This is a genomic window from Nocardioides sp. Root190 (genome assembly GCF_001428565.1).
In the GTDB taxonomy this organism is placed as follows: Bacteria; Actinomycetota; Actinomycetes; order Propionibacteriales; family Nocardioidaceae; genus Nocardioides.
Genome location: NZ_LMIA01000002.1, coordinates 115,538 through 116,178, shown reverse-complemented (window position 1 = coordinate 116,178; position 641 = coordinate 115,538). Strand labels below are relative to the sequence as shown.

1 pseudogene is annotated in these 641 nt (G+C 67.6%); it reads left to right on the top strand.

Annotation, left to right across the window (positions count from 1 at the left end):
* A pseudogene (locus ASE01_RS24760) lies at positions 1–641 on the top strand (13E12 repeat family protein); the annotation flags it as partial.

Sequence of the window (641 nt, the reverse complement as noted above, 5' to 3'; positions counted from 1 at the left end):
CTGGCGCCTCCCGTCGGTCTTCGCCTCCGTCATCGCGGGCCGGATACCGCCCTACAAGGCCCACCGCATCGCCGACCAGACCAGGTCACTGACACCAGATGCGGCAGCGTTCGTCGACCGCCAGCTCGCAGCCGTCGGTGGCGTGAGCTGGGCGCAGCTCGACCGACTCATCACCGAAGCCATCATCCGGTTCGACCCCGAACGCGCCGAGGCCGAGCGCCAGAAGGCGCAGGAACACCGGTTCTGCGAGATCTCCGAGGCCGACGAGCACGGCAACGCCCTCATCACCGCCATCGTCGACGTCGCCGACGGACATGACTTCAACCAGGCCATCGCCCGCGAAGCAGAAGTCCGGGGACGCCTCGGTGACGAAGGATCCCTCGACGCCCGACGAGCACAAGCAGTCGGCGCCATCGCCCGACGCGACCTCGCCCTGGACCTCCTCACCACCGACGAACACACCGGTGAGATCACCGTCCGCTCCGCCGGCCGCAAGGTCGTCATGGACCTCCACATCACCGACACCACCCTCACCGGCGAGAACCCCGTCGGCAGGTGGGGAGACAAACCCGTCACCACCGCACAGATCAAGCAATGGCTCCGCTCCCGCGAAACCACCAGCATCATCATCCGCCCGGTCA